Source organism: Nocardia sp. IFM 10818, from assembly GCF_054655275.1.
Genome location: NZ_BAAHJH010000001.1, coordinates 2,144,072 through 2,167,160, shown reverse-complemented (window position 1 = coordinate 2,167,160; position 23,089 = coordinate 2,144,072). Strand labels below are relative to the sequence as shown.

20 protein-coding genes are annotated in these 23,089 nt (G+C 69.0%); 14 read left to right on the top strand and 6 right to left on the bottom strand.

Annotation, left to right across the window (positions count from 1 at the left end; translation table 11 throughout):
* Positions 1-45: 45 nt before the first annotated feature.
* Positions 46-900: an alpha/beta fold hydrolase gene (locus ACYQ5L_RS09675; RefSeq protein ID WP_459957038.1), complete on the bottom strand. Its 855-nt coding sequence runs from the start codon at positions 898-900 to the stop codon at positions 46-48.
* Entirely contained in the window at positions 900-2,060 is a 1,161-nt protein-coding gene (gene hsaA / locus ACYQ5L_RS09670) for a 3-hydroxy-9,10-secoandrosta-1,3,5(10)-triene-9,17-dione monooxygenase oxygenase subunit (protein ID WP_459957037.1), read from the bottom strand. The genes ACYQ5L_RS09675 and hsaA overlap by 1 nt, the downstream gene beginning before the upstream one ends.
* A 299-nt stretch (positions 2,061-2,359) precedes the next feature.
* Here hsaA and ACYQ5L_RS09665 point away from each other — a divergent pair, with 299 nt between their 5' ends.
* Complete coding sequence (locus ACYQ5L_RS09665) at positions 2,360-2,710, top strand: YybH family protein (protein WP_459957036.1); 351 nt, start codon at positions 2,360-2,362, stop codon at positions 2,708-2,710.
* A gap of 32 nt (positions 2,711-2,742) precedes the next feature.
* On the opposite strand, the gene ACYQ5L_RS09660 is transcribed toward ACYQ5L_RS09665, so the two are convergent.
* Entirely contained in the window at positions 2,743-4,251 is a 1,509-nt protein-coding gene (locus ACYQ5L_RS09660) for an FAD-dependent oxidoreductase (RefSeq protein WP_459957035.1), read from the bottom strand.
* 166 nt (positions 4,252-4,417) lie between these two features.
* Here ACYQ5L_RS09660 and ACYQ5L_RS09655 point away from each other — a divergent pair, with 166 nt between their 5' ends.
* The 6 genes from ACYQ5L_RS09655 (at position 4,418) to xylB (ending at position 12,776) form a co-directional block, all read left to right on the top strand.
* Positions 4,418-6,811, top strand: coding sequence for a PEP-utilizing enzyme (locus tag ACYQ5L_RS09655; protein ID WP_459957034.1), 2,394 nt, complete (start codon positions 4,418-4,420; stop codon positions 6,809-6,811).
* A 183-nt stretch (positions 6,812-6,994) separates the two neighbouring features.
* Positions 6,995-7,909 carry a tyrosine-protein phosphatase gene (locus tag ACYQ5L_RS09650; protein ID WP_459957033.1) on the top strand — a complete coding sequence of 305 codons (915 nt, stop codon included), beginning with the start codon at positions 6,995-6,997 and terminating at the stop codon, positions 7,907-7,909.
* Positions 7,910-8,217: 308 nt separating this feature from the next.
* A complete protein-coding gene (locus ACYQ5L_RS09645) occupies positions 8,218-9,153 on the top strand; it encodes a tyrosine-protein phosphatase (protein ID WP_459957032.1) in 936 nt (311 codons plus the stop codon).
* Between the two features lie 114 nt (positions 9,154-9,267).
* Positions 9,268-10,284, top strand: a complete 1,017-nt coding sequence (locus ACYQ5L_RS09640; protein WP_459957031.1) for a glycoside hydrolase family 172 protein — start codon at positions 9,268-9,270, stop codon at positions 10,282-10,284.
* 81 nt (positions 10,285-10,365) lie between these two features.
* On the top strand, positions 10,366-11,373 hold the full coding sequence (locus ACYQ5L_RS09635) for a zinc-dependent alcohol dehydrogenase family protein (RefSeq protein ID WP_459957030.1): 1,008 nt from the start codon (positions 10,366-10,368) through the stop codon (positions 11,371-11,373).
* 14 nt (positions 11,374-11,387) lie between these two features.
* Entirely contained in the window at positions 11,388-12,776 is a 1,389-nt protein-coding gene (gene xylB, locus ACYQ5L_RS09630; RefSeq protein ID WP_459957029.1) for a xylulokinase, read from the top strand.
* Here the strand turns inward: xylB and ACYQ5L_RS09625 are convergent.
* Positions 12,767-12,937 (bottom strand): hypothetical protein, encoded by a 171-nt coding sequence (locus ACYQ5L_RS09625; RefSeq protein WP_379198493.1) that lies wholly within the window; start codon positions 12,935-12,937, stop codon positions 12,767-12,769. The two genes, xylB and ACYQ5L_RS09625, sit on opposite strands and share 10 nt — an antisense overlap.
* A 205-nt stretch (positions 12,938-13,142) precedes the next feature.
* Here ACYQ5L_RS09625 and ACYQ5L_RS09620 point away from each other — a divergent pair, with 205 nt between their 5' ends.
* The gene (locus ACYQ5L_RS09620) at positions 13,143-16,166 is read left to right on the top strand and encodes an alpha-mannosidase (protein WP_459957028.1); all 3,024 of its coding nucleotides are present in this window, start codon (positions 13,143-13,145) and stop codon (positions 16,164-16,166) included.
* A gap of 173 nt (positions 16,167-16,339) precedes the next feature.
* Positions 16,340-17,329: an endonuclease/exonuclease/phosphatase family protein gene (locus ACYQ5L_RS09615; RefSeq protein ID WP_459957027.1), complete on the top strand. Its 990-nt coding sequence runs from the start codon at positions 16,340-16,342 to the stop codon at positions 17,327-17,329.
* 16 nt (positions 17,330-17,345) lie between these two features.
* On the opposite strand, the gene ACYQ5L_RS09610 is transcribed toward ACYQ5L_RS09615, so the two are convergent.
* Positions 17,346-17,558, bottom strand: a complete 213-nt coding sequence (locus tag ACYQ5L_RS09610) for a hypothetical protein (protein ID WP_459957026.1) — start codon at positions 17,556-17,558, stop codon at positions 17,346-17,348.
* A gap of 84 nt (positions 17,559-17,642) precedes the next feature.
* Here ACYQ5L_RS09610 and ACYQ5L_RS09605 point away from each other — a divergent pair, with 84 nt between their 5' ends.
* The 5 genes from ACYQ5L_RS09605 to ACYQ5L_RS09585 all read left to right on the top strand — a co-directional run bounded on the left by ACYQ5L_RS09605 (position 17,643) and on the right by ACYQ5L_RS09585 (position 22,586).
* Positions 17,643-18,494 (top strand): glycoside hydrolase family protein, encoded by an 852-nt coding sequence (locus tag ACYQ5L_RS09605; RefSeq protein WP_459957025.1) that lies wholly within the window; start codon positions 17,643-17,645, stop codon positions 18,492-18,494.
* An 89-nt stretch (positions 18,495-18,583) separates the two neighbouring features.
* On the top strand, positions 18,584-20,002 hold the full coding sequence (locus ACYQ5L_RS09600) for an L-fucose/L-arabinose isomerase family protein (protein WP_459957024.1): 1,419 nt from the start codon (positions 18,584-18,586) through the stop codon (positions 20,000-20,002).
* Between the two features lies 1 nt (position 20,003).
* Positions 20,004-21,479: an FGGY-family carbohydrate kinase gene (locus ACYQ5L_RS09595; RefSeq protein ID WP_459957023.1), complete on the top strand. Its 1,476-nt coding sequence runs from the start codon at positions 20,004-20,006 to the stop codon at positions 21,477-21,479.
* Positions 21,480-21,588: 109 nt separating this feature from the next.
* A complete protein-coding gene (locus ACYQ5L_RS09590) occupies positions 21,589-22,068 on the top strand; it encodes an SRPBCC family protein (protein ID WP_459957022.1) in 480 nt (159 codons plus the stop codon).
* Between the two features lie 29 nt (positions 22,069-22,097).
* Positions 22,098-22,586: a hypothetical protein gene (locus ACYQ5L_RS09585; protein WP_459957021.1), complete on the top strand. Its 489-nt coding sequence runs from the start codon at positions 22,098-22,100 to the stop codon at positions 22,584-22,586.
* A 64-nt stretch (positions 22,587-22,650) separates the two neighbouring features.
* On the opposite strand, the gene ACYQ5L_RS09580 is transcribed toward ACYQ5L_RS09585, so the two are convergent.
* A complete protein-coding gene (locus tag ACYQ5L_RS09580; protein ID WP_459957020.1) occupies positions 22,651-23,052 on the bottom strand; it encodes a hypothetical protein in 402 nt (133 codons plus the stop codon).
* Between the last annotated feature and the right edge of the window lie 37 nt (positions 23,053-23,089).

Genomic DNA, 23,089 nt, shown 5'->3' with positions numbered 1-23,089 from the left:
TTCGCGCGGACAGGGCAGGAGGCGAACGGGTGCGAAGCGCCGGGCTCAGAGCCCGCTATTCAGGAAGTCGATGACGGAGCGTTCGAAGGCGGCCTTGCGTTCCACCTGGACCCAGTGGCCGCAGCGGGAGAAGATGCGCAGGTCTGCGTTCGGGAGTTGGCGGGCCGGGAAGAGGGAACCCTCGACCGGGGTGACGCGGTCGTCGCGGCCCCACAGCATGAGGACTTCGTGCTGCAATCCCTTCAGGCGAGCCCAAAGGGGTAGGGGCTCGGCCATTTTCGGGTTGTAGAAGGTGGCGTAGGCGTCGCGGAGGGCGGCTTGGGCGCGGGGGTCGGCCGCGGCTTTCAGGCGGTTGGCGATGAGGTCTTCGGTGAGGGTGGCCTCGTTGAAGACCATGGCGCGGAGAAAGCCCATGGCGCGGTCGTCGGTGGGGTTCATGGTGTACTCCATGAGGCGGCGGATGCCTTCGGAGGGTTCGGGTCCGAGGACGTTGACGCCGACGCCGCCGGGGGCCATGAGGACGAGGCGGTCCACGCGGCCGGGGTGGTCGAGGGCGGTCATGGTGGCCACGCCGCCGCCCATGGAATTGCCGAGCAGGTGGGCTTTTTCGATGCCCAGCTCGTCGAGCAGGCCCAGCACCGCGTCGGTGGCGATGCGAAGGTAGTTGCGCTCGTAGACTTCCGGGCGGCCGCTCGCGCCGAAACCGGGCTGATCCAGGATCAGGCAGCGGAAGTGGCGGGCCAGCACCGGCAGGTTCGCGCCGAAGTTGGCCCAGCCGGAGACGCCCGCGCCGGAGCCGTGCAGCAGCACCAGCGGGGCGCCCGAACCCGCCTCGTGGTAACGGAGTTTGTGGCCGTCTACGGTGACCCAGCGGGTGGTGTTCTCGACGGTGAGGGTCATCAGAGCATCCGATCGGTGACTTCGAGACCCATGGCGCCCTTGCCGAACATGGCCAGGGCGCGCTCGACGTCGTTGATGGCGTGCACGCTGCCGGCATGCGCGTCGCGCCAATGCCTTTCGATCGGGTTCGGGCGGCGGATGGAATGCCCGCCGGAGTTCTTGAACAGCAGGTCGATGGCCTCCAGGGCGCGTTCGGTGCCGCGCACCTGATCGCGGCGGGTGCGCAGCCGCAGGTCGAACGGGATCTCCTCGCCCGCTTCGGCATAGCGCAGCTGTTCGGCGGTATTGCGCTCCATCTGCAGGATGGCGGCGTCGATCTCGCTGGCGGCACGGGCGATTCGCACGTGGGCGAAGGGATCCTCGGAGACCTTCTGGCCGCCGTAGGACAGCCGCACCCGCTCCTGCTGCTTGGCGATATGCGCTTCGTAGGCGCCCTCGGCCGCGCCGATGATGGGCGCGGTAATGGTGTTGGAGAAGACGCTGCCGAACGAAATCTTGTACAGCGGAGCGGTGTTCACCGTCTGGCCGGGGCCCACCAGGTTGGCCTGATCCGCGGCGCTGTAGGCGCGGTAGCCGGGGACGAACGCCTTGTCGATGACGATGTCGTTGGAACCGGTGCCGGACAGCCCGGACACGTTCCACACGTCCTCGATGCGATAGTCGGTGCGCGGCACCAGGACCGTGTAGTAGTCCATGCCCTGCTCCGAGGGCACCAGCGCGCCCAGGAACACCCACCGCGCGTGATCGCAGCCGGAGGAGAAGCTCCAGCGCCCGGAGATCTCGTAGCCGCCCTCGACGGCGGTCAGCTTGCCGGTCGGCGCGTACGAGGACGACACCAGCGTGTCCGGGTTCTCGCCCCACACGTCCTGCTGCGCACGATCGTCGAACAGCGCCAGCTGCCACGGATGCGCACCCAGCACAGAGGCCACCCACGCCGTGGACGGGCACGCCGTGGCAATGGCGCGGACCACCGCGTAGAAGTCCACCGGCGACTCCTCCGCGCCGCTGTACCGCGCCGGCTGCAGCATCCGGAACACCCCGGCCTCGGTCAGCTCGGCAATGCTGGCGTCGGGCACCCGCCGCTGCTCCTCGGCCTGCACCGCCCGTTCCCGGATCGCGGGCAGCAGATCCCGAACCCGATCGAGCACCTTGTTCGTCATGCGGGTGTGTCCTCCTGACAACTCTCGTAACTCTCAGGGGCAAGCCCCTGAAACCCCAGACCGGGGAATTCCCGACCTCAGGGGCAAGCCCCTGAAACCCCAGACCGGGGATTCCGGACCTCAGAGGCAACCGCTGAACCCCAGACCGGAGATTTCCGGGTCTCGGGGTAAGCCCTTGAACCCCTTGATCTCGACGGTATGGCTCGTGAGTGGACCTGCTCCGGAAAAGTCCCGGTCAACGGAATCCGGGTCTCGGCAGGGCGGTCGTGTTTGTCGGTGGGGGCTGGCATAGTCCGGACATGGGACATGAGAAAGCGCTGCGGCCGGAGGACTTGAGCCGGTTCGTGGTGGATCGGCTGAATGCGGCGGATATCGACGGGCTGGTGGATTTGTACGAGGCGGACGCGGTGCTGGCGTTGCCCGGTGGGCGGGTCGCCACCGGGAGCGCGGAGATCCGGGACGCCTATGCGGATCTCGTGGCCGACAAGCCGACATTCCTACCCGGCCACCTGCTGCCCACCGTGCGCAATGGCGATCTGGCGATGACCGCGACGCGACTGGACGACGGCGGGGTCACCGTGGAGGTGGCTCGCCGGCAGCCGGATGGCACCTGGCTGTGGGTGATCGATCAGCCCGGACTGCTCGGCTGAGCACGAAAACCGGTGCCGCACACCGATAGCGGTCAGTAGGTGCGGGCCGCGGAGGTGCCCGCGCGGCGGCCGAAGAAGGTCGCGTCGCCGAGGGACGTTCCGGAGATGTAGCCGAAACCGTGCAGTCCGTTGGCGGTTCGGCCCGCGGCGTACAGGCCCGGGATGGGGTTGCCGTCGAGGTCGAGGACACGGCTGTCCAGGTCGGTGTGCAGGCCGCCGAGGGTGAAGACGGACGCCCCGGTGCCGCGGCGGTCACCGGATTCCGAGGGCGGGCGCACACCGGCTTTGACGTCGATGGCGGCGAGCGGCGGCGTGAGCGGTCGCAGCCAGCGGGCGGCCTTGTGGTGGTCGGGATCCGCACCGCGGGCGGCGAATTCGTTGTAGCGGCCGATGGTCTCGGCCAGGGATCCGGCGGGGAGGCCGGTCAGTTCCTCGAGCTCCGCCGGGGTTTCGGCGACGTGGGTGGGGCGCACACCCCAGCGCTGGGGTTCGGGAACGTCCTCGAAACCTTCCTCGTCCACGATCACCCAGACGGCGGTGTCGTTTCCGGCAAAGCTGCCGCCCATGTTCTGGCGGTAGAGCGCGGACTGGCCGATGCGGCCGGGATAGGTGTCCTCGTTGATGAACCTGCGCCCCTGGGCGTTCACGACCATGCCGCGAGCGGCCAGCCCGGGGATGAGGGACATCCCGACCTGCCCCGAGGACATGTGCCGAACGGCCGCGCCCAGGGCCTGCGCCATGCGGATGCCGCTGCCGTCGTCGGTGCCCGCACTGACCTTGGTGTGGCCGAGCAGTTCCGGGGCGTGCGCGAGGAGCATCTCGTCGTTGTCGACGAAGCCGCCGGTGGTGAGCACCACCCCGCGCAGGGCCCGGATGGTGAGTTCCTTGCCGTATTGCCGGGCGACCACACCGGCGACCGCCCCGTCCCCGGCGACGATCAGATTCGTGACCTGGGTATCGAACAATGTTGTGGCACCGGCGGATTCGGCCGCCGCCGTCAGGCATTCCATGAGCAGCCTGCCGCCGAAGTCATTGGCGGCCGGCCGGTGCCCGCGCGGCGCGGGCGCGGCCATTTCGGTGAAGGGCCAACTGTTCTCACCCAGCCACATGAGCCCGTCATCAGTGGGCGGCACCCAGGTGGGCGCGTCCCACAGGGTCGGCTTGAACGGCACCCCACGGTCCACCAGCCACTGGAAGTGCTCCACGCTCCCCGCGCAGTACTCGTCGATCTTGGCCGCATCGGCCCCCGCACCCATGGCCGCCTTCAGGAAGGCCGCCATCTCCGCGGGCGTGTCCTCGAACCCGCACGCCACCTGCAGCGGCGTCCCGCCCCCGAGATAGATCTCCCCGCCCGACATGGCCGACGCGCCCCCGCCCCCGCCCGCGCGATCCACCACCAGCACCCGCGCCCCCGCCAGCGCCGCCTCGTACGCGGCGCAGGCGCCCGCGGCCCCGTAGCCGACGACCAGCACATCGGTCTCGATGTCGTACCGGCCCACTTCGCCCGCCGCCCGCGGCGTGACGGAATTCCGCACTGTCATGTCCTCGACGGTGCCCTCCGCACCCGCCCGGCCCTAGCGTCCCATCTTGCTCAACGATTCTTGGATCCCGATGACCGGGACTGTCCGCCTTTGCCCGGCTGACCAGTGGGGATGGTGTGTGAACGGCGTCACGTTGGTTGGGGACGCCTCACGAGGAGGAGAGTCAATGCGGATTCTGGTCACCGGGGTCACCGAGCCGAGCGGCCGGGCCGTGGCACGGATGCTGCTGGCGGCGGGTCACGAGGTCACCGGCCTGGACCGGCAGCGGCATCGATATGTCGACCCGCGGGTCCAGGTGACCATCGGCGACCTGTCCGATGCCCAGACCTGCGCGCGAGCCGTGGCCGGCGCGGATGCCGTGGTGCATCTGGCGGGCCGCGCGGTCGCGGCCATTGCCACCGCGGCCCGGGAAGCCGGTGCGCGCCTGGTGGTTCCCGTTGCCGCCGGAGCGGATTCGGCCGTGGAGAGCGCCGCCACCGGCAGCGGCGCGGACGTCCTCATTGTGCGAACCCCGCTGGTGACCGGCCGCCGCGTCGACCGAAGCAGCTGGCGCACCCTGGAATCCCTTGTGGGCGGACGCGGCGACAACGGCTCACAGGTACTGCACTACGACGACCTCGAGCGCTTCCTGGTGCTGGCCGCGATCTCACAGCGCAGCGGCACGGTCGGACTGGCCGCCCCCGGTGATGTGTCCGGTGACGAGGTGCGCCGCATCTTCAAGGACGCGGGCGTCAAATACGCTGCGTGGCTGCCACGTTCGTCCGCGCAGCCCGCGCGCGTCGATGCCACCGCCGCCCGCGAGGAGTGGGGTTTCCGCTACGGCTGGACCGCCCGCGAAGTGGTCGCCGACGTCGCACGCGGCCTGCCCGGCCGCAAGGCGAGCGGTTCCGGCTTCCGCAACCGCACCGGCGCCATCCCCCTGCCCTCGCACGTGGTCCCGCAGAATGCACCCACCTCCGATGGCTACCAGCTGAAATCCGGTGCACCGGAAGGACTTCAGGGCGAGTTCGACGACCTGGTCGACGACCGCATCCCGGTCTTCACCGCCACCAACACCTCCGAGGCGCTGCCCGGCCCGCTCACCCCCCTGACCATCGACCTGCAGGCGGGCGCGATCCGCCTGGGCAACGAGGCCATGGGACACATGATCGCCATCGAGGGAATTGCCTTGGAACACTGGGTTTCCCGCGTCACGGGCGTCCTCGGCCACCACATGTACATCAACCCGTCCATCGGCGTGTTCTCCGCACAGAACATGCCCGGCTGGGACGAGGAGAGCGTGCGCCGCGACGTCTACGGCGCCATCGGCGATGTCGAACTGCACCCCAAGGGCCGCCCGCCCATGCCGACCGGACTCGCCGGGCGGCTGGGCACCGTCAAGGCCATGGGCCGCGTCGCCCGCACCGCCATGAGCTACAGCAAGACCGCCGAACTGATCAATGCCGCGTCGCACGCGGAAGCGCTGACCCGCGACCAGATTTCCGATCTCACCGACGAACAGCTGCACGCCCGCGCCCTGCTCTGGCGCGACCGCCTGAACCAGGCGTGGCAAGCGGCCTCCATCGGCGTCATGATGACCGGCGCGGCCTCCGCGGCCCACAGGGGCGAAGTCAAGATCGACCTGAATCGCCTGGAGTCGGCCAAGACCATGCTGGCCGTGGAACGCCTGGCAGCCTTGTGCCGCAAGGACGCCGGCCTCCAGGAGGTCGCCAAGAGCGGCGATGTGGCGGCCGCCCGGGAGAAGTCACCGGAGTTCGCCAAGGCCCTCGACGAGGAACTCGCCAAGGTCGGCCACCGCGGCCCCGGCGAATGCGAACTCAGCAACGCCACCTTCGGCGACCGCCCCGAACTCCTGGTCACCGCCGCCGGCCGCGCCGCGGAAATGCCCGCCCCCCACCGAGAGCCGGTCCCCGAGCCGACGACCCGCACCGCCAAGATGGCCGTCGGCGCCACCGTCTACCGCGAGCGCGCCCGCGACGCGGTCGTGCGCATCACCAACTGCCTGCGCCTGGCCACCCAAGAGCGCGCAGCGCGCCTGGTGAAGGTCGGCAAGCTCACCGAGATCGAGGACTTCGCCTTCCTCAACCTCGATGAAATCCTCTGGGCCCCGGCAGATCTCAAAGACCGCGTCGCCCGCCGCCGCGCCGAGCGCACCAGATACCAGTCCATCCGCATGCCCGACGTCATCAACGGCACCTGGGAACCGGAAGAAGTCTCCGGGGCGCTCCCCGTCGGCGGCACCCTCTCCGGCCTGGGCGTCAGCCCGGGCGTGGTCGAAGGCACCGTCAAACGCATCCTGTCCCTCGACGACGACGTCGAACCCGGCGACATCCTCGTAGCCGCCGTCACCGACACCGGCCACACCGCCATGTTCGGCTACGCCGGCGCAGTGGTCACCGATATCGGCGGCGCCGCCTCCCACGCCGCCATCGTCGCCCGCGAATTCGGCGTCCCCTGCGTAGTAGACACCAAAACCGCCAGCACCAGCCTCACCGACGGCCAACGCGTCCGCGTAGACGGCGGCGCAGGCACCATCACGCTGCTGGCGGACGCCCAGTAGCCGCGCACGGATCGAGCCGCGACCGGCTCGCAACCCCAATCTCACAGGCCGGGACTGATCACCCGAAAACCAACCGTTCGCCCTGATCTCATTCGCCGCACACGCACAGGCCAACGGCGCACCCCAGCCTGCATACCCGGACGGGAAACCCCCACTCCCGCCCGTATCGAAAGGAACACCCCCATGACGTTTTCGCGCGCCCTCCGCGGCACATTAACCGGTGTAGCCGCCGCGCTCATAGCCGTCTTCCCCGCCACCTCGGCTCCTGTGGCGGCTGCTCCCGTCCCGGTGCTGCAGTCTCCCAAGACGGTTGAGCTCAACCTCGCCAGCGCACCCAATGCTCGCGATATCGGCGGCGTCCCCACCCAGGGCGGTGGCGGAAAGATCAAGCCCGGCATGGTGTTCCGCGCCGATGCACTGAGCATGCTCTCCGACGCCGAACAGCAGGCCCTCGTCGCGGCCGGCATCACCAAGGTCATCGACTTCCGCAGTCCGACCGAGAGCGGCCAGAACCCGGACAAGCTGCCCGCCTCGATTCCCTTGCAGGCACTGCCCGTCTACGACCCCGCCAACGACTTCTACGTCTTCTTCGGCAAGGTCGTCCAAGGCGGCCCCGAATACCAGCAGCAGATGTTGGGCGACGGCAAGGGCGCCGAGTACATGCGCGACTACTACCGCTGGATGGTCACCGACCCCACCGCGCGCGCCCAGTTCACCACTGCCCTGCGTGAAATCGCCAATGCCCCCGGCGCAGTCCTCTACCACTGCACCGCAGGCAAGGACCGCACCGGCTGGATGACCGCCATCCTCATGCAGGCCCTGAACGTCCCGAAGGGCCAGATCTACAAGAGCTTCCTCGAATCCAACGAGAACCTCGCCGCCGGCAATCAGCGCACCCTGGACGGCCTGGTCGCCAGCGGCCGGGTGACCGATCCGTCGCTGTTCGAGCCGGTGCTGGGCGTCTCCGAAGACTTCCTGGATGCCGCCTTCGACCAGGCGACCCAGTCCTTCGGTTCGTTCGACAACTTCCTGTCCAGCGGCCTGGGAATCGACGCCGCCACCGTCGAGACCCTGCGCTCCAAGCTGGTCGGCAAGTAACCACCCGATTTCCGAAAGGCCGGCGCCACGTGGGGAGGCGCCGGCCTTTCGCGTGCCTGGGCAGCCATCAAGTCCATCCCGAAATCCCCTACACACCAGCACTTCTCGCCACCCATCCTGCTGACCGACGATCCCGTCTCAGCCAGCGGGACTACCGCCAACGGCGCGATTTCCCACTGCCAGTGTGTGAACGGCATCACGCAGGCGAGGTCTCACCCATAACCGACCCGAAACCGCAGCCGCCTGCCGATGCGCGAACCCGGGCCGGATGCCCTTCGTCCGATCCGATGTTGAAAGGAACACCCCTAGTGACGATTTCGCGCGCTGTACGCGGCACCCTCACCGGCGTGGCCGCCTCGCTCATCGCCGTCTTCCCCGCCACCCTCACCCCCGCGGCGGCGGCCCCGAGCATCTCGATCCTCCCCCAGGCCCCCGCCGACGGCGATTTCAGCCTCACCCGCGCCCCCAATGCCGGCGATATCGGCGGTGTGGCCGCCTTCGCCGGCACCATCAAGAACGGCCTGGTCTACCGCACCGACGCCCTGGACAAGCTCACCGACGCCGATCAGCAGAAGCTGATCACCTACGGCGTCACCAAGATCATCGACTTCCGCAGTCCCACCGAGCGCGCCGCCAACCCGAACAAGGTGCCCGCCTCGATCCCGACCCAGCTGCTCCCGGTCTACGACCCGAACAACGACTTCTACACCTTCATCGGCGGCATCATCACCGGCGGCCACGACAAGCAGCAGGAGATGCTGGGCAATGGCAAGGCCGCCCAGATCATGAAGGATTACTACAAGCTCTTCGTCACCGATGCCACCATGCGCGACCAGTTCGGCACCGCCCTGCGCGAGATCGCCGGCGCCTCCGGCCCCGTGCTCTACCACTGCACCGCCGGAAAGGACCGCACGGGCTGGATGACCGCCATCCTCATGAACATCCTCGGTACCGACCAGTTCACCATCTTCGACAACTTCCTGGAGTCCAACGATCGCCTGGCGGCCAGCAACAAGGCCACCCTCGACGCATTGGAGAAGCAGGGTCTGATCAAGGACCGCTCGCTGTTCGAGCCGCTGCTGGGCGTGCAGCGCGAGTTCCTGCAGGCGTCGTTCGGCCAGGCGGCCATGTCCTACGGCTCGATGGAACGCTTCATCTCCGACGGCCTGGGCATCGACCGCGCGACCATCGACACCTTGCGCGACAAGCTGATCCAGCGCCCCGGCCTGCCCGGCACCAACTGAGCTTCGGCAACCGCCGCTAGATCAGAATGCCGACGCTGTCTACCGGACGGCGTCGGCATTCGCTTGTCCGCCCCATGTCCGGGACGGGCGTCCGTTGTACATGCGAAAATTCCCATGGTGCAGGAGATCTGGCAGCTCGACGGGCGGCGCACCCGCTCCGTCAGCGCGGAGAACCCCACCGGAGCGCCCGGCGGGGGCGGACGCGCGATCTCCGGCACAGGCGCTTTCGCGGCGGCGGGGCTCGGCCGGGGCTGGAAGGTCTCGCCCTCGATCGATCTCGCGCCGGGTGAAACCGTCACTCTCGCCGATCTTTCCGGTCCCGGCGTCATCCGCCACATCTGGATCACCACCGACCGCGCGCTGCTGCGCGACTTCACGCTCCAGATGTACTGGGACGGTTCGCCCGACCCCGCCGTCGCGGTCCCGCTCGGCGACTTCTTCTGCAATGGCTGGCCGCAGCTGGCGCTGGTCAACTCCCAGATGATCGTGGTCGCGCCCGCGGGCGGGCTGAACAGCTACTGGCCCATGCCGTTCCACAGCCATGCCCTCATCACCCTGCACAACGGGGCCGAGCGCACCGCGCCGGTCTACTACCAGATCACCTACCTCGAGGAGGATCTGCCGGATTCGTCCGGTTATCTACACGCGCGGTGGCGCAGTAGCGACCCCCTCGGCGCCCCCGCCGTCCATCCGATGATCGAGGTGACCGGCGGCCCGGGCCGCTACGCCGGCACCTATTTGGCCATCGAACCCCGCGCACCCGGCTGGTGGGGCGAGGGCGAGCTGAAGTTCTATCTGGACGACGACACCGAATTCCCGACCATCTGCGGCACCGGTACCGAGGACTATTTCGGCGGCGCCTGGAATTTCGATCTCGACGGCATCCAACTCCCCTACTCCACCCCATATCTGGGCCTGGTGCAGGTGCAACCCCGCGACCGCATCTACGAACCGAACCAGCGCTTCGGAATGTACCGGTGGCATATTCCCGATCCGATCTGTTTCGAGCACTCGCTGCGCGCCACCGTCCAGGCGCTGGGATGGCGCGAGGACGGCCACTACCTGCCGCTCGAGCACGCGCACGTCTCGACGACCGCCCTGTGGTATCAATCGGTCCCGTACTCCCCCTAATGGAGTGACATCCCCCTATACAGGTGATTGCTATTGCGTAAAACGCACCGGGCGAGCACCGCTGGGGTGCATGGTATTTGTATGCGCGCGTTGCTCGTCGAGAAGCCTGGACAGTTCTCGGTCGAAACGGTGCCGGATCCCACGCCCGGTCCGGGCGAGGCGGTGATTCGGGTCGACGCGGTCGGCATTTGCGGGACCGATATCCATATCGTGGCGGGCGAATTCCCGCCCACACCCTATCCGATCGTGCCGGGCCACGAATTCGCCGGGGAAGTCGTCGCGCTCGGCGCGGAGGCGGCGGGCGTGCGAACCGGTGATCGGGTGGCGGTGGATCCGTCGCTGTTCTGCGGGCGCTGCCATTACTGCGCCATCGGGCGCGGCAATCTGTGCGAGAACTGGGGCGCCATCGGCGACACCGTGGACGGCGCCATGGCCGAATACGTGAAAGTGCCCGCCGCCAACTGCTATCGGCTGCCCGGGCATCTACCGGCCGCGCACGGCGCCCTGGTGGAGCCGCTGTCGTGCGCGGTGCACGGATTCGATGTGCTGCCCCGGCGACTCGGCGCGCACTATCTGATCTACGGCGCGGGCACCATGGGTCTGCTCATGCTGCAGTTGGCCATTGCGGCCGGGGCCGCCTCGGTGTCGGTGGTGGACACCAATGCGAATCGGCTGGCGGTGGCGCGCACCCTCGGCGCGGACGCCGCGTCCGTCACCGCCGACGAGCTGGATCGGCCCGAGGGATGGGAGATCGTCATCGAATGCAGCGGGGCGATTCCCGCTGTGGAGGACGGGCTTTCCCGGGTGCGGCGGGGCGGCACCTATCAGCAGTTCGGCGTCGCACCCGCGACGGCGCGGGCGGCGATCTCGCCGTTCCGCATCTACAACGACGAGATCACCATCATCGGATCGATGGCGGTGCTGCACAGTTTCGGACGGGCCGTGGATCTCATGGGCGAAGGCGTCATCGACGCGGAAACCATGATCACCCACGACTTCTCGCTCGACGAATTCGCCGACGCCCTGCAGACCTTCCGCAGCGGCGCCGGACGCAAAATCCAACTGCACCCGCACCGAGGGGCACGATAGACGGGTAGGGGCCAATGACGGTCGTTGCCGGAGTGGACTCGTCCACACAGTCCTGCAAGATCGTGGTTTGCGATGCCGACACCGGAACGGTGCTGCGGCAGCGGCAGATTCCACATCCGGACGGGACGGAGGTGCCGCCCGGCACCTGGTGGGAGGCGTTGCGCGCCGCCTGCGACCGGATGATGCGCGATGTGGAGGCCATTGCCGTGGCCGGGCAGCAGCACGGCCTGGTGGTGCTCGACGCCGCCGGCCATCCGGTGCGCGACGCGCTGCTGTGGAACGACACCCGGTCCGCCGAAGCCGCCACGCAACTGGTGTCGGAGCTGGGCGGTCCGCAGGCCTGGGCCGATGCGGTCGGCAGCGTGCCCCTGGCCGCCCACACCGTGGCCAAACTGCGCTGGTTCGCCGATCACGAACCCGAACTCGCCGACCGCACCTCCCAGGTGCTGCTGCCGCACGACTACCTGACCTGGCAGCTGCGCGGCGGCGACCCGGACACCGTCCCCACCACCGATCGCGGCGACGCCTCCGGCACCGGCTACTGGTCCCCCGCCGCGGGGCGCTACCGCACCGACCTGCTGTCGCTGGCCTTCCGCGGCCGCACGCCCGCGCTACCCCGGGTGCTGAATCCGGCGGAGGTGGCCGGGCATACCCCGGGCGGCCGCGTGGTGGCCGCCGGCACCGGCGACAATGCCGCCGCCGCACTCGGTTTGGGCATCGAGGACGGAGATGTGGTGGTGTCCCTGGGCACCAGCGGCACGGTGTTCACCCGCTCCCCGCACCCCAGCGCCGACCCCTCCGGCGCGGTCAACGGCTTCGCCGACGCCACCGGGGCGTTCCTGCCGTTGGTGTGCACCCTCAATGCGGCCCGGGTCCTGGATTCCACCGCCGCGCTGCTGGGCACCGATGTCTCCGGCCTCGAGGTGCTGGCCGCCCAATCCCCCGCCGGCGCGGACGGTCTCACCGTCCTGCCCTATCTGGCCGGTGAACGCACGCCGAATCTGCCGCACGCCACCGGCAGCATTCACGGCCTGCGCCCGCACACCATGCGCCCGCATCATCTGGCCCGCGCCGCCATCGAGGGCATGCTCTGCAATATCGCCGAAGCCTTCGACCGGCTGCCCACCACGCCGCGCCGGATCCTGATCATCGGCGGCGCGTCCAAGTCCCGGCTGATCGCGCATGCCGCGGCCACCATCTTCGGCCGCACCGTCGCGGTGCCGCACCCGAGCGAATACGTGGCGCTGGGCGCGGCCCGCCAAGCCGCCTGGGCGTTGCGCGGCGGCCCGCGCCCGCCCCGCTGGCCCGCCCCCGCGGTGACCGAATTCCATTCCCTGGCACCCGGTATCGGCGATGCGATCCGCCGCCGCTACGCCGATATCCGGGACCGCTACTACCCGTAGACGACCGGCGTCTCGGAGAGGTACTCGTCCCAGGTGGCGTGCCGGTGCAGATAGGTCCGGATGGCGTCGCGGGCGATCTCCTGTTTCGATCGGCCCTCCACCATCGCCTGCGCGCTCAGCGCAGCCTCTTCATCCGCGCTCAGCCGCAAAGTCCATGCCACCGCGAATTAATACCACCCCGGAGCCGTTCTGTCCGATTCTCGTTCGTGGCGAGATGGTTAACCTTCGGCGACGGACTGCCGCCGCGGGGATTCTCCTCCTGATCGAGACCGCCGCCTGACACGCTGTTGACCGGAATATCCGCAGTTCTGACGCAGAATGGTGGTGATTCCGCTGATCACTGGCCGGTCCGAGGGGAGCCCCGTTATGCACGATGACCGCCGATTGCTGGAGGACCGCTTCGGGCGGGTGCTCGATCGGATCGTTCCGGCGATCTATCCGGAGTCGGTGCCGCTGCGGGTGTCCATCTGGGATGCGCCCGATGAACCGGTGCCGGTGGCCGAGGGGCTGGCCGCGCCGCGGACGGCGATCGAATCCGGGGCGCGGTGGGGTGCGCCGTGGGGGACGAGCTGGCTCACGGTGGAGGGGACGGTGCCCGCCGAGTGGGCAGGCAGGACCGTCGAGGCGATCATCGATCTCGGGTTCGACCGGAATATGACCGGATTCCAGTGCGAGGGGCTGGTTTATCGCCCGGACGGGTCGCCGGTCAAGGGGTTGCATCCGCGCAGCCAATGGGTGCGGATCGGGTCGCCCGTGGCGGGCGGGGAGCAGGTGCTGTTGCACGTCGAGGCGGCCGCGAACCCGGTCATTCCGTTCTTCGCGCCGACCGGGCTCGGAGAGAAGGCCACCGCCGGGCACGAGCCGCAGTATCGGCTGGGCCGGATGGATCTGGCGGTGTTCGACGACGAGGTCTGGCAGCTGGTGCAGGATCTCGAGGTGCTCGGCGAGCTCATGCACGAGATGCCCGACGATCCGGCCCGGCGCTACGACATCGTGCGTGCCCTCGAGCGGGCGCTCGACGCCGTCGATCTGCAGGATGTGAACGGCAGTGCCGCGGCGGCGCGGGCCTGCCTGGTCGAGGTGCTGGCCGCGCCGGCGGTCCCGTCCGCCCACCGGATCTCGGCGGTCGGGCACGCGCACATCGACTCGGCGTGGCTGTGGCCGCTGCGCGAGACGGTGCGCAAGGTCGCGCGCACCACGGCGAATATGACCGCATTGCTCGAGGCCGATCCCGAGTTCGTCTTCGCCATGTCGCAAGCGGCGCAATACGACTTCATCAAGCAGCATCGGCCCGAGGTGTACGCCCGGGTCAAGCAGGCGGTGGCGGAGGGGCGGTTCGTCCCGGCCGGCGGCATGTGGGTCGAGTCGGATACGAATATGCCGGGCTCCGAGGCCATGGCGCGGCAGTTCGTGCACGGCAAGCGATTCTTCCTGGAGGAGTTCGGGATCGAGAATCGGGAGGCCTGGCTGCCCGACACCTTCGGCTTCGCCGCCGGACTGCCGCAGATCATCAAGGCCGCCGGTTCCGAATGGCTGCTGACACAGAAGATCTCATGGAGTCAGATCAACCAGTTCCCGCATCACACCTTCCTGTGGGAGGGCATCGACGGCACCCGGATCTTCACCCACTTCCCGCCGGTCGACACCTACAACTGCACCATGCACGGCCGCGAGATCGCGCATGCCGCACGGAATTTCAAGGACAAGGGGCGGGCGTCGATGTCGCTCGCGCCGACCGGATTCGGCGACGGCGGCGGCGGGACGACCCGGGAGATGGTCGCCAAGGCCGCCCGGATGCGGAACCTCGAGGGTTCGCCGAAGGTGCTGTGGGACAAGCCCGCCGACTTTTTCGCCAGGGCCGAGGCCGAATACGACAATCCGCCGGTGTGGGTGGGCGAGCTGTATCTGGAGCTGCACCGCGCCACGCTGACCAGCCAGGCGAAGACCAAACAGGGCAACCGGCGCAGCGAGCATCTGCTGCGGGAGGCCGAACTGTGGGCCGCCACGGCCACGGTGCGCAAGCACGCCGAGTATCCGTACGCGGACTTGGATCGGCTCTGGAAGACGGTGCTGCTGCACCAGTTCCACGACATCCTGCCGGGTTCGTCGATCGCCTGGGTGCACCGCGAGGCCGAGCAGACCTACGCGCAGGTGGCCGCGGAGCTGGGAGCGCTCATCGAGCAGGCCCAATGGGTGCTCGGCGGTGAACGCGTGGGCCCCAATGTCTTCAACCCGACCCCGCACACCTGGCGCGGTGTTCCAGCCGGTGCGGCGGCCCCGGTCGATCCGGTGCGCCCGTGCTCGGTGACCGAGCGTTCGGCCGGGGGCTTCATCCTCGACAATGCCCTGCTCCGAGTCGAAATCGACGCGCGCGGCCTGCTGGTCTCGATCTTCGATCACGAGCACCAGCGCGAAACCCTGCCCCCGGACTCCCCCGCCAACCTGCTCCAGCTGCACCAGGACCTGCCCAATTCCTGGGACGCCTGGGATGTGGACCTCTTCTACCGCAACCGCGTCACCGACCTCACCGACGCGGACTTCGTTGCCGCCGATACGGATTCACCGGACGCCGCGATCGTGCGCCTGGGCCGCTCGTTCGGCTCCTCCAAGGTCGAGCAGACCATCGTGCTGCGCGCCGGCGCCCGCGGCATCGAGATCGACACCAGCATCGACTGGTACGAAACCGAGAAATTCCTCAAACTGGCCTTCCCCCTGGACATTCACGCCGACCGCTACGCCTCCGAAACCCAGTTCGGCCACCTCTACCGGCCCACCCACACCAATACCAGCTGGGAATACGCCAAATTCGAAGCCTGCAACCATCGCTTCGTCCATGTGGCCGAACCCGGCTGGGGCGTGGCCGTCGCCAACGACTCCACCTACGGCCATGATGTCACCCGCACCGTCCGCCCCGACGGGGGCACCACGACCACCCTGCGGGCCTCGCTGCTGCGAGCACCGCGCTTCCCCGATCCCGAAACCGATCACGGCTCACACTATTTCCGCCATTCGCTGACCCCGGGCGCCTCGATCGGCGACGCCGTCCGCGAGGGCTACCGCATCAACCTGCTTCCCTCCCCGCCCGGCGTCGCCGATCCGGTCGATCCCCTGTTCACCATCGACAACGACGCCGTCGTCACCAGCGCCGTCAAACTGGCGGACGACGGCAGCGGGGATGTCGTACTGCGTGTCTACGAAGCCCACGGCGGTCGAGCGACCGCACTGGTGAAACCCGGCTTCGACACCACCGGATTCACCGTCTGCGACCTTCTGGAGCGTCCGCTGCCACCCGCCGCTTCCGTAATCGGCGAACCAGCGGGAGTCCGGCTACGGCTACGCCCATTCCAGCTCGTGACCCTGCGATTCACCCGGCCCCGCGACGCCGGCTGATCCGTACTCCAGTAGGACACATCGTGGTACCGCGGGCCGCCGCCGGCCGCCTGGTCGCCATCACGTTCACCGGATCCCCACCACCATGGATATCGGCGCCGTGCGCACCCACGCGCTGTGCGGCCGAACATCCGAAGTAGGGTGATCGTCGGAGCGGGGTGGGAGGACTCTCGATGATCAACGACCTGGCGCGGGCCGAGCAGGTGACCGAGCGCATCGGGCGCCGGCGTGGGCCGCTCGGGTGGGTGCTGCTCATCGCCGGATGGCTGTTGCTGCTGGTCGGCGCGGCCGGCGTCGGGCTGCACCACAGCTCGTGGGTGTGGGAGCCGGCGGTGCTGGCGGCCTCGTTCGCGGCGTATTTCATGGTGGCCGCGGGCATTGCGATCGTGGTGCTCGGCCTGGCCCGCCACTGGGTGAGCGCGGCGCTGGCGGTGGCGGTGTCGGCGGCCGCGATCTGGTCGCAGGCGCCGATGCTGTGGCCGGACGGGAGTGCACGGCCGGGCACCGATCTGGTTGTGATGCAGTCGAATCTGATGCTCGGGAAGGGTTCACCCGAGGCGGTGGTGCGAGCGGCCCGCGAGAGCGCGGTCGAGGTCTTGACGCTCGAGGAACTCACGCCGGAGCTGCTGGCCAAACTCGACGCGGCGGGCCTCGCGGAGCTGCTGCCGCACCGGTACACCGCCCCGTCGGGCGGCGGCCAGGGCACGGGAATCTTCAGCAAGTACCCCTTGCAGGATGGCGTCAAGTTCGAGGGTTTCTGGCTGAACAACCTGCGCGCCAGCATGATTCACCCCGACCGCGGCCCTGTCACGGTCTTCGCCCTGCATCCGATTCCGCCCCTGTCGAACCCGGGGGTCTGGGAGCGCGAACTCCGCCGCATCCGCGAGCTGCTGGACGAGCAGACCGGCCAGGTGGTGGTCGGCGGCGACTTCAACGCCACCTTCGAACACTCCGCCTACCGGGATCTGGTGCGCGGCCGCTACGCCGACTCCGCCGAACTGCTCGGGCTCGGCGCCATGCCCACCTGGCCCACGGACCGATCCTGGGGCCCGATCATCGGCATCGATCGCGTCCTGATCGCCGGCGGCCACGCCACCGCGGTGCACTCGATGGATATCGCCGGCACCGACCACCGCGCCGTCATCGCGCGGCTGCGTCTCTGACAGCGTCCCTCCGGCCTCACACCATCTCCGGGTAGATGTCGCCGAAGCGGGCACCGCAGGAGGTGCACGCCCACTTCGGGGAGCCGGGGCCGATGCAGCATCCGCCCAGCACGATCTCGCCGCGGTCGGCGCGGGCGGCGGCGACCCGGGCGGGCAGGCCGTACACAATGGGCGTCGGGGTTCTTCCGCAAGTGGGGCACGATGGGATATCGGATCTGTCAGTAGCCATACCGGAACCTCGTCACCAGCGACAATGATCGTTACGGCGAAGTTTGCGTGTGAACTGGCGTACCGGTGCGGTGGAGGCGATCCGATGATGCGGCGGGAGCGGCTGTGCGCGGGGACGTTCCGGCGGATCTACGATCCGAGCGAGGCCGGCGGGGAACCGTGGTACATCAATGATCACACCGTGGTGCGGGATGGGGCCGGGCGCTGGCATCTGTTCGGCATCACGCACGCGGAGCCGGCAGACCCGTTCGACGAGACCGAATTCGCCCATGCCAGCGCGGAGCATCTGCACGGGCCGTGGACCAAGCACGCGACCGCGCTCACGGTGGATCGCGACTACGGCGAAACGCATTTGTGGGCGCCGTTCGTGATCCGGGCCGGCGGGCGGTATTTCATGTTCTACGACGGCGGCGGAATCGACCGCACCGCAACGGCAATGAACCTCGCGACCTCCACCGACCTGTTCCACTGGACCCGGCGTCCGGAGGGCCCGCTGTTCCGCGACGGCTACGACGCGCGCGATCCCATGGTGACGCGCATCGGCGGCGAATGGGTCATGTACTACTGCGCCACCAGCACACCCGAGGGCGGCAATCATGTCGTCGCCTATCGCACGAGCAGGGATCTCGTGCATTGGAGCGAGCGCGGCATCGCCTATACCGATCCGTTGCGCGGCACCGAGGCGGGCAATACCGAGTCACCGTTCGTCCTGCGCCACAATGACGACTGGTATCTGTTCATCGGCCCGCGCCCGGATTACGTCGGCACCGAGATCTTCCGCAGCACAACCCCTTTTCACTTTCGCCCGGCCGATCTCGCGGGTCACGTTCCCGCGCATGCCGCCGAGATCATCAGCGACGGCGACCGGCGGTGGGTCACCTCGGCGGGCTGGGCGCAGGGCGGAGTCGGACTGGCCCCGTTGATCTTCCCGCACTGATCGATTCTTCCGGATTCGACCGTGGCGCGCGCACGGGGCTGGGATTCTGAAAGGGAGTCGAGAATCCACCCATTGCGGGGAGGAAAGCCATGGCACGTATCGGCGTGATCAGCATTTCCGACGGCCGCGACTATGTGCACGGGGGAATCGTCGGATTCATTCGGACCGTGGAGGATCGGCTGGTCACCGAGCTGACCGCGGCTGGCCACACCGTGGTGCGCGGGGTGGAGCCGGTGGGCAGCAACGAGCAGGCGGTCGCCGTGGCGCGCCGGGTGCAGGCGGCGGGGGTGGACCTGACCGTGCTGCACTACGCGGTGTGGGCGTTCCCGCACTTCACCATGCTGGCCGCGGGCGCCTTGCGGGGACCGCTGCTACTGCTGTCGAATATCGATCCGGTGCAGCCGGGCATGGTGGGGATGCTGGCGGCGGGCGGGGCGCTGGATCAGATCGGGCGGGCGCACGCACGGCTGTGGGGCGATCCCGCGGACCCGGAGCTGATCGCCGCCATCGGCGCCCGGGCGCGGGCCGCGGCGGCGGTGGAAAGCCTGCGCGGCACTACCTTCGGGCGGATCGGCGGCCGGCCGATGGGGATGAACACCGCGGTGGCCAATACCGATCAATGGCAGCGGCTGTTCGGGATCGACGTGGAGGAGATCGATCAGTGGGAGATCGTGCGCCGCGCCGAACTCGCCGACGGCGGGGAGGCCAAGGGCGCGCGGGAGTGGCTGGAGCGGTACGCGGGCGGGGTGCATTACGACGGGCACAAACTCACGCCCGAACTGCTGGAGCGCCAGATTCGGTCCTATCTGGCCATGCGCGACCTGATCGCGGAATGGCATCTGGACTTCTCCGGTATCAAGGGCCAGCCGGAGCTGACCCAGCACTTCGCGACCATGGATATCGCCGAGGCGTTCCTCAACGACCCCTACGACTGGAACGGGCCCAAGCGCCCGCACGTATGCGCCACCGAGGCGGATATGGACGGCGCGCTCACCATGCAGCTGCTCAAGCAGATCGCCGGGACGCCGGTGCTTTTCGCGGATGTGCGGCATTATCACGCCGATCGCGATATCTGGGATCTGTGCAATTCCGGGCAGCACGCCACCTGGTACGCGGCCCGCAGCGACGATCCCGCCGATAACCTCGCGCGCGTGCACCTGTATCCGGAGGTGTTCTTCTTCCCGGCCGGCGGCGCGTCCGTGCACCATCTGGCCGCGCCCGGGCGAATGACCCTCGCCCGGCTCACCCGCAAGGACGGCGCCTACCGGATGCAGGTGATGCTCGGCGATTTCGAGACCTACGACGAGGCGACCAATGAGGCGCTGATGAAGCAATCCACCCGGGAATGGCCGCACGCCTTCGCCAGGCTGGACGCCGAGGCCGGGGATTTCCTGTCGCGGTTCGGCGCCAACCACATTCACGCCGTTCCGGGTGATCACCGCGCCACCGTGCGCACCGCGTGCGAGCTGCTGGGCGTCACCGTCGACGAATTCAGCAGGGCGAGCTGACATGCTGCTCGGCATCGATATCGGCACCTCCGGATCCAAGGGGGTCCTGGTCGGCCGCGACGGCAGGGTCGAACTGAGAGCCGAACGGCCGCACCGCGTCTCGACGCCACGGCCCGGCTGGGTGGAGCACGATGCGGAGTCGGTGTGGTGGGCGGATTTCGCAGCCATCGCCCGGGAGCTCACGGCCGCGGCCGACGAGCCCATCGAGGCGCTGGCGGTGAGCGGCATCGGACCCTGCCTGCTGCCCGCCGATGCCGAGGGGCGGCCGCTGCGGCCCGCCATCCTCTACGGGGTCGACACCCGCGCCGGGCTCGAAATCTCGGAGCTGGAAGCGGAATTGGGCGCGGCGACCGTGCTGGAGCGCGCGGGTTCGCCGCTCACCAGCCAGGCGGTCGGGCCGAAGGTGCGCTGGCTGGTCCGGAACGAGCCGGAGGTGTGGAAAGAGACCCGCATGCTCCTGATGGCCAGTTCGTTTCTGGTGCACCGGCTCACGGGGCGCTACGTGCTGGACCATCAATCCGCGAGCCAATGCGTGCCCATGTACGACCTCATGGCCCGCGACTGGGCGGCGGACTGGGCCGCGTCCGTCGCGCCCGGCCTGGAACTGCCCGAATTGGCTTGGCCCACCGAGATTGTCGGCCGGGTGACCCCGTACGCGGCCGCCGCCACCGGTCTGCCCGCGGGCCTGCCGGTGACCACCGGGACCATCGACGCCTGGGCCGAGGCCGCGGGCGTCGGCGTCCGCGCGCCCGGCGACACCATGATCATGTACGGCACCACCCTGTTCCTCACCCAGGTGCTCACCGCGCCCCGCCCGCATCCCGGACTGTGGACGACCTGCGGAACCTGGTCCGGCACTTACACTTCCGCCGCCGGAATGGCCACCTCCGGCGCGGTCACCGACTGGCTGCGCGGCCTGACCGGCAGCGATTTCACCGATCTGGTGGACGAGGCAGGACGGGTTCCGGCCGGCAGCCGCGGCCTGCTGGTCCTCCCCTATTTCGCGGGGGAACGCACGCCGCTGTTCGATCCCGACGCGCGGGGAATGATCGCCGGGCTGACCCTCTCTCACCGGCGCGCCGACATCTACCGGGCCGTCCTGGAAGGCATCGGTTTCGGCGTCCGCCACAATCTCGAGGCCATGTCCGCCGCCGGCGGTGCGGCGCGCCGCCTGGTGGCCGTCGGCGGCGGCACCCGGGGCGGTCTGTGGACGCGCATCGTCTCCGATATCACCGGACTGCCGCAGCAACTTCCCGCCGACACCGTCGGCGCGGCGCTCGGTGACGCGCTGCTGGCCGCCGAAGCCATCGGGATCGACACCGATTCCTGGAATCCGATCGTCGATACCGTGGAACCGGATCCCGCGCGCACCGCCCACTACGACGCGTACTACCGCCACTACCGCGACCTCTACGAGTCCACCCGCGCCACAGCGCATTTCCTCGCCGCCGAACAGCATCGCGCCGCCTGCGGCTGACATCTCCGCCCTCGCGCCGCGGGTGTGGCCGAGCCCACCCTCCCGATCATGTGGAATGTTTGCTCTAATTTAATTAGAAGGAACATTTCACATGAAGGGTGTTTGCGACATGGCTGTCCTCAACATTCACACCCGCACGCTGCCCGTCTCCGAGGCGGAGGCCGGTGCACTGCTCGATGCGCTGGCGAGCCCCGCGGACCGGCTCTGGCCCCGCGGCCAGTGGCCGCCCATGCGCTTCGACCGCCCGCTCGGCGTCGGCGCGACCGGCGGGCACGGGCCGATCCGCTACACGGTCGTGGGCTACCAGCCCGGACGGTGGGTCCGCTTCCGATTCGACGCCCCTGGCGGCTGGAACGGATTCCACGAATTCACCGTCGAACCCGCCGACACGGGCGCCGAACTACGCCACCTGCTGACCATCGCCCCCTCCGTCGGCGGCCGGCTGCAATGGTCGCTGGCGTACCGCTGGATGCACGACGCCTGCCTCGAGGACGCCTTCGACCGCGCCGAACGCGAACTCACCGGCTCCGTGCGCGCACCCGCGCGGTGGAGCCCGTTCGTGCGACTGCTGCGCACCCTCGCCCGCTGAGCCGAAGTCACCCCGAAAGGTCCTGTGTCATGGCCATTCTCAATGTCCACTCCCGCGTCCTCCCGGCGGCCGCCGACAAGGTCGCCGATATCGTCGAAACCTTCGGCAGCGGCGATCGCGACCGCATCTGGCCCGGCGCCCCCTGGCCGGTCCTGGCCCTGGACGGCCCGATCGCCCTCGGAACCCATGGCTCACACGGCGGCGGCCACTACACCGTGGTCGGCCACCAGCCCGGCCGCTGGGTCCGCTTCCGATTCGAGCCGGGCGTCGGCGAGGGCTTCCACGAATTCACCATCGAACCCCTGGGCGACGATACCACCAAGCTCAGCCACATCACCGTCATGCGCCTGAACGGCCCAGCAAAACTCTTGTGGCCCTTGATGATCCGCTCGCTCCACAACGACTGCCTGGAGTCCCTGCTGGACCGCGTCGAACGCGAGCTCACCGGGTCGGTCCGCACTCCGCACCGGCCCGATCCCTACGCCCGCTTCCTGCTCCGCATGGGCGTCATGCGATAGCCGCACACCGCCGCCCCGATGCCTACACCCGCCTGCTGCTGCGTCTCGGCTCCTACCGACGCGGTCACGCGGGACCGAGGGCCTCGGTGATCTTGTTGACCATGGCGGTGAGCACGGGGCCGGGGTGGCGCTTGTGCGGCTGGGTGGCGGATTCGAGGGCGATCAGGACGGTGGTGCGGAAGTTGTCCGCTTCGGCGGGAGAGTGGGTGGCGAGGATGGTCATGGCGGCCGTGAGCGCGGGGAGGACGTGGTCGGCGAGGTCGGCCACGGTTCTGCCGGGGAGGTGAATGTCCCTGGACTTGGCGGCGAGGACATGGCCCACCAGGCCGGTGGACGAGGTCAGGGCGATGGAGGCTCGGGAGACGCCTTTGTGGGGTGCGCCGGCGGCGGCCAGCAGGGAGACCGCGCCGTAGGCGGCGGTGCGGATGGTGCTCTTGTCCCGGTCGGACAGGGTGATCGTTGTCATGGACACACTGTCGCGGGCGCGGCTGACACCGGACTGA